The sequence below is a fragment of the Brevibacillus soli genome, from assembly GCF_044759095.2.
GTDB lineage: Bacteria > Bacillota > Bacilli > Brevibacillales > Brevibacillaceae > JBIYSM02.
On the sequence record NZ_JBIYSM020000086.1, the window covers coordinates 1 to 5,557 of the forward strand.

Sequence of the window (5,557 nt, forward strand, 5' to 3'; positions counted from 1 at the left end):
AAAATCTCCATTTTACTGTCAAACGGGTGTCGTGTTTTAAAAAAAAAGAGCCGCTGCTGCGACTCTATCTGATTAGAAGCAGGTAAAGTAAATGACACGTCTTGGCGAAAGGCTGTATACTTCCCACCTGTTCCTTCTCCAGCGGTAACCCACGACTGTATTGGAGAAGCGATCAATGGTAAACGGATAGAACCAGAACGAGTTTCCGTTGCGCAACAAGACAAAGGTGTAACGGTAAAAGCAGGGGAGAAACGCGCGAGGGGGTATGGGAAGGAATCTTGATTCCAATTGCCTGGGTACCGGAGTTCTGCCGGGGGGAGGACCTGGCGGAGAAGGTTGGAAGCCGCCTGGTGGATAGGGATAGGACATGATGTTTTCACCTCCTGCAAGTCTCCTATTAAGAGATGCAGGTATCAATAGGATGGCATGTGCGCCCGTCCCGCAGCATATGACCATTTTCCCATCGGGAGGCTAAAAGGAACCAATCTCCACCCGATCAGGATAGACCCTGATTTCTTGCACCAGACAACGAATCAGCTCCCGTTTTTCATCTGTCGAGAGCTCTTCTTCGGCATCGGCCAGACAGCAGGGTATGATTTCCTCCATCGACAACTGATGTTCGTAACTCCTCTGCTGGCGACGGTACTCGGAGATTCGGAAACTGAGTTTCTCTTCTTTTTCCTTTCTCTCCCGCAGGGCCTGATGCAGTTCTTCTTCCACCCATTCCGCCCCTTCCGCGTAAAGGGCAAGCAATCGTCTCGTCCCCTCTTTTGTTTTTTCCAACTCTTTCTCCAGAACGGACAGTTCTTCCTGTCCGTATTCAGTCTCGCGCAAGGCTGCAGCTGCGGCGATCGCCTCCGCATCACATATCCACTCTTTCACTCGGTTCCAGACTGCTTCCTCCAGCAGGAAACCATTGATCTTTTGTCCGCAACCGGTAGTTTTTGTTCCGGCGGGTTGTTTTCGATCGGTGTAGAAACGCACCTGTTTCCCCCAATGCTTGGCCTGACGTCCTGTCATGGTTTGCCCGCACAGTCCGCAGCGGACCAATCCGCTCAACAGGTAGCGGTTTGTCTGGGTACCGGACCAGCGGCGGCGCGACATCTGAAGCAGCTGCTGGGCGTGTTCGAACAGTTGTCTGTCTACGATGGCGGGGCAGGGCAGGGAAATCCACTCCTCGATCGGGCGCGGACGCGCCGGCTGCCGCTCTCCGGGCGGCTTGTGCTTGTTGGCCAGCACCCCTTCCGTGTTCCAGCGGTTTTGAAAAAACTCCCCGATGTAGGCGCGGTTGGCCAGCATCTGGCGAACGACCTGCCGGTGCCAGACTTTCGCGCCGCGCTTGGTGGGAATGCCAGCTTCCGTCAGGTAACGGGCGATGCCGTTCATGCCCTGCACATCCCGATCAGGTTGAGTAAACAGACGAAATACAAGCCGAATCACCTGGGCTTCCTGCTCGTTTACCGTCAGTTGTTCCGTCTCTTTATCGTAATCGTATCCGTACATATGAAAATCGCGGAGTACCCTTCCTTGTCTTGCTTTTTCCCGCCGCCCCCTGCTCATTCGTTCGTTGATTTTGGCCTTTTCAAATTCCGCAATGGCCCCCCGCATGCTGTAAAACAATGTACCCTCGGGTGTTTTGGCATACTCACCGTTGACAAACTGCAGTTCAACACCATGTCTGTCCCACTCATCGGTGATCAGCAGCTGATGCATCAGTTTTCGTGAGAGCCGGTCAGGATCCAGACAAATTACCTTGTGAATGATTCCAGACCGTATGTCCTGCCGCAGCCTGGCTAGCTGTGGACGATCCAAAAACTCTCCGGAGATGCCTTCGTCCACGTATTCCGCAACTTCGTTTGTCCCCGCCTTGTTCCGGCACTCACGCAGCTGGTCAGTGAGACTGAAACCGCTTCTGGCCTGCTCCTCTGTGCTTACTCTGGCGTAGATCGCAATCATCGAGCTCCCTCCTGCCAAGAGGATATGCCGGCATGGCTTGTTTTCTTGACAGAAGGGTCAAACAAAAAGAGGGCGACAATCGCGTTGTCGTCCCTCTTTGGAATAGACAGGTTATTTGTACGGGCGTCCGCCCATAATAAAGCGCCATTCCCAGTGCGTGTCTTTGAAGTTGGTAATTTTCACGCCGCCAGATTCTTTTGAAAAGGTGTGCAGCAATTTGCCGTCACCCATGTAGATGGCTTCGTGTGTAATGCTGTAATTACGCGGGTTTATTCCGTTGTAATCCGATTCTCTCCAGCCGCGGTAGCTCATGAAAAAGACGATGTCGCCTTTTTGCAGCTTGTTGATATCATAGGTATAGGTCCCGTGCTCTTTCACATATCTTGCATGCGATTGGGCACCGCTGCGTCCCAGGTCGATTCCCGCCCCCTCTTTGTACGCCCACATGACGAATTCTGAGCAGTCCATGGTCGTTTTGGTGGAGCGGCTGGAACCGTATTCATACGGCGTACCCAGGTATTTCAGTCCGGCCGCGACCACTTTGTCCCCAATGGTACGCGGAGCTGGTGCAGGCTGTTGAGTTGTTCCTTCTGTCAGGAAGCGACGAGCCCCCAGAAACTTGTGGCTGTAATCGGAAAAAGTCTTCTGAACCACCTTGTCTTCGCTCATCGACGAGTAAATGAACTTGTTGTCTCCGATGTAGATCCCCATAAAGGTAGGTGCGCCGGCACCGCTGGATGAGAAGAAAACAAGATCCCCAGCCTTAAGATCGCTTTTTGCTACCGCTTTACCGGTCCGATACAGTTCGGCGATGGTATCATCGATCGTGATACCCACTTTTCCAAATATGTAGGTAGCCAGTCCGGCGGAACCAAAAGAGGCAGGCCCCTCCGCACCGTAGGTGTAATCCTTGCCTAACTGTGATTTTGCCAGTGATACCACTTCGGCCGCTTTTTCAGAAGGGGCAATGGCAGCTTGTCCACCTTCAGCGAACATCAACAAGGATGCACCTAACATGACGGCCATCGATGACTTACGTAACCAATCTCGTTTCGTCACTTTGTTCTCCTCCTGGCTGTGATGTTTTTCCCATCATCATGGGTATGCATCCATTTTAATGTAAGGGAGGAAAGGTTATAAGGCTGCAAAACTTTCCAATGAAGGATTTGATTACATAGTCCCAGAGACGCACGCATGGCAGAAAGGCGGAAAAAAAGCTCTTGCTCCCAGTCGCAGCAAGAGCTCTTCCTCATTTACCGGCGATAGCGGATCGTCCGGAGATACATCGAACGGCTTACTTGGAGTAGGACTCGGAGACTGGGATGTGTGTTGACCTCGATCAGCCACACCCGGGCATTGCGGTCCACTCCCAGATCGAGGGCGTAGAGCGTATTGCGGTAGGTTCTCGCCATTGACTTGCTGATCTGCACCGACAGACGATTCAGCTTCCGCAATACCTGGGCCCGTTGTCTAACCGTCAGCCCGCTCCCCGTCAGATACCGCCCCACAGATATGACACGTCCGCCGGCTTTTACGTTGGTCACTACTTTTCCCTTTGGCGCGACCTTCGCAAACATCCCGGTAACTGCCCAGGTCCCCCGTCTGTTCTTTTGTACGATCGTGCGAATGTCAACAGGTCGGCCGCCCAGGGGGAGCAGGTCAATCCCTTGTTGTATCACATAACGCCGTCTGAGGAAGAACCGCTTCAGCCATTCGTCTGCTTCCCCACAATCACGGAAGGTCAGATGTCTCTTCTGGTGAAGGGCTTTAATCTTCCCATTTGACTGCCGCAGACCAATCACTCCTATGCCACCAAACCCCCCGTCCGGTTTGACAAACACAGTCTTGTACTTCTGCAAAAAACGGGACAGAAGTCCAGGAGCATAAACGGATGTATCCGGAAGGCAGGCAACCAGCTGCGGATGCGCCCGAATCCGGTTATACTTGTTTATCTTGCTGCTGTATGCCCGTAACAGAGGTTTTCGCCGCGGTTTCAACAGTCGTTGGCTGCTCATGACTCACCCCCTTCGGTTGTTTCGCCGCCACCGTTCGCAGAAAATTTGCTGTCCCATTCATTTTCATTTTGTTAGACCCTTTCACGAGAAAGGTCGTGTTTGGTTTCATCAGTTTGGTCAACAAGCGGTGAAGCTCCCCCCTTCTCACACAGTGCTGTACACGATACTTTGGAAAACCGGCTCTGATCGCTCCATCAGCGATGGATCTGGCATGATTGCCGAGAGTATAGAGAAAATCCACTTTCTTCTGCGCCAGATGTCTCCCAACATCTTCATGCCCTTCTACGGTGTATCTTCCAAGCTCCAGCATGGAGCCCAGTACGGCCACGTTGGTTCCCTTGCTGGTCTCGTCCAGCACGTTGAGTGCAGCTTTCATCGCGGCGGGATTGGCGCTGTACGTATCGTCAATAATTTTGATTCCGTTGTATTCATGGGTCATAAATCTGCGGTGCGGGCGGTAGAATGTGCGCAGGCCTTCCTGTATGACGTCGGGAGCAAACCCCAGCGTATGGGTGACAGCGATTGCCAATAACGCATTCGAAATGTTGTGTTCTCCTTGCACCGGAATAAAAAAGGAATAAGATATCCGGTTCAGCTTGCATTCAAACCGCATCCCGTTACCCTCATAACGGATGTTGTACCCTTGGTACCCAGCCGGATTCTGAACCCCTACGCTGATGAATGTACCGGCAAAACGCCCCCGGTAAGGCTGTGATTGGAATTTTATGGAATAGGGACAATCGGCATTGAGAAAAACCAGTCCTGACGGTTTCATGTAACGGATAAGTTCAGACTTCGCCAGAGCGACTCCGTTTATGGAACTGCCGAAATTGCCGACGTGCGCGGTGCCAATGTTGGTGATCACTCCTATGGAAGGCTGGAGGATACTGCAGTGTTTCTGAAGGTTGCCTCTGCGCAAGATACCGAATTCCAAAACCGCCGCTTGATGCTCGGAGCGAATTCTCCTCGCGCTGCGACGAGTATTTCCAATGTAGTTCTGATTTCCCTCCGACTTGTAGATCGGCCAGCGTTTCCGCAGAATAGAAGCAATCATTTCCTTTGTCGTGGTTTTCCCAGCGCTCCCGGTAACGGCGACAATCACATGTGGCAGAATGTTCGGTCTTCGCAGGACCTTTGTTCTCACTTTCCCGCTGCCCACTTTCGCACGTCCAACCTGGCCTTCCTGCACCGAATGCTTGATGGTTCTTACGAGTACGGCACGTTGACCGGGCATTTTTCCTTGTATGACACGCAGTGCCCTACGCGGACGTTGAGGCGCCGTTTTTGCACGAAGGATTTTTCGTCTCTTTTTTCGTGCTGGACGGTATTTTGCTCGTATCCTCTTCAATCTACTCTCCCCCCTCCCCGTTCAAAGAATTACACCGCGCTGAACCATTTTATGTACACCTCTTCCTGCCCGTATAGACCATTATCTTCTATGGATTGTCCGCATTTGTCCCATCACTGTGGCACCTCTGGCAGGCTGCTGCGCGCAACCCGTTTGACATGAAAATCTCCATTTTACTGTCAAACGGGTGTCGTGTTTTAAAAAAAAAGAGCCGCTGCTGCGACTCTATCTGATTAGA

At 52.2% G+C, this 5,557-nt stretch carries 4 protein-coding genes; all 4 read right to left on the reverse strand.

Annotated elements, in window-relative coordinates:
• Positions 1-471 precede the first annotated feature (471 nt).
• The 4 genes from ACE99V_RS20050 to ACE99V_RS20065 all read right to left on the reverse strand — a co-directional run bounded on the left by ACE99V_RS20050 (position 472) and on the right by ACE99V_RS20065 (position 5,319).
• Entirely contained in the window at positions 472-1,956 is a 1,485-nt protein-coding gene (locus ACE99V_RS20050) for a recombinase family protein (protein WP_400489800.1), read from the reverse strand.
• A 111-nt stretch (positions 1,957-2,067) separates the two neighbouring features.
• The gene (locus tag ACE99V_RS20055; protein ID WP_400489801.1) at positions 2,068-3,015 is read right to left on the reverse strand and encodes a C40 family peptidase; all 948 of its coding nucleotides are present in this window, start codon (positions 3,013-3,015) and stop codon (positions 2,068-2,070) included.
• 194 nt (positions 3,016-3,209) lie between these two features.
• Positions 3,210-3,971, reverse strand: coding sequence for a YheC/YheD family protein (locus tag ACE99V_RS20060; protein WP_400489802.1), 762 nt, complete (start codon positions 3,969-3,971; stop codon positions 3,210-3,212).
• On the reverse strand, positions 3,895-5,319 hold the full coding sequence (locus ACE99V_RS20065) for a UDP-N-acetylmuramoyl-tripeptide--D-alanyl-D-alanine ligase (RefSeq protein WP_400489803.1): 1,425 nt from the start codon (positions 5,317-5,319) through the stop codon (positions 3,895-3,897). The genes ACE99V_RS20060 and ACE99V_RS20065 overlap by 77 nt, the downstream gene beginning before the upstream one ends.
• Positions 5,320-5,557: the final 238 nt, after the last annotated feature.

Excerpts from the sequence above, each read along its gene's own strand:
- ACE99V_RS20060 (WP_400489802.1), bottom strand. The coding sequence starts at position 3,971 with ATGAGCAGCCAACGACTGTTGAAACCGCGGCGAAAACCTCTGTTACGG.
- ACE99V_RS20050 (WP_400489800.1), bottom strand. The coding sequence starts at position 1,956 with ATGATTGCGATCTACGCCAGAGTAAGCACAGAGGAGCAGGCCAGAAGC.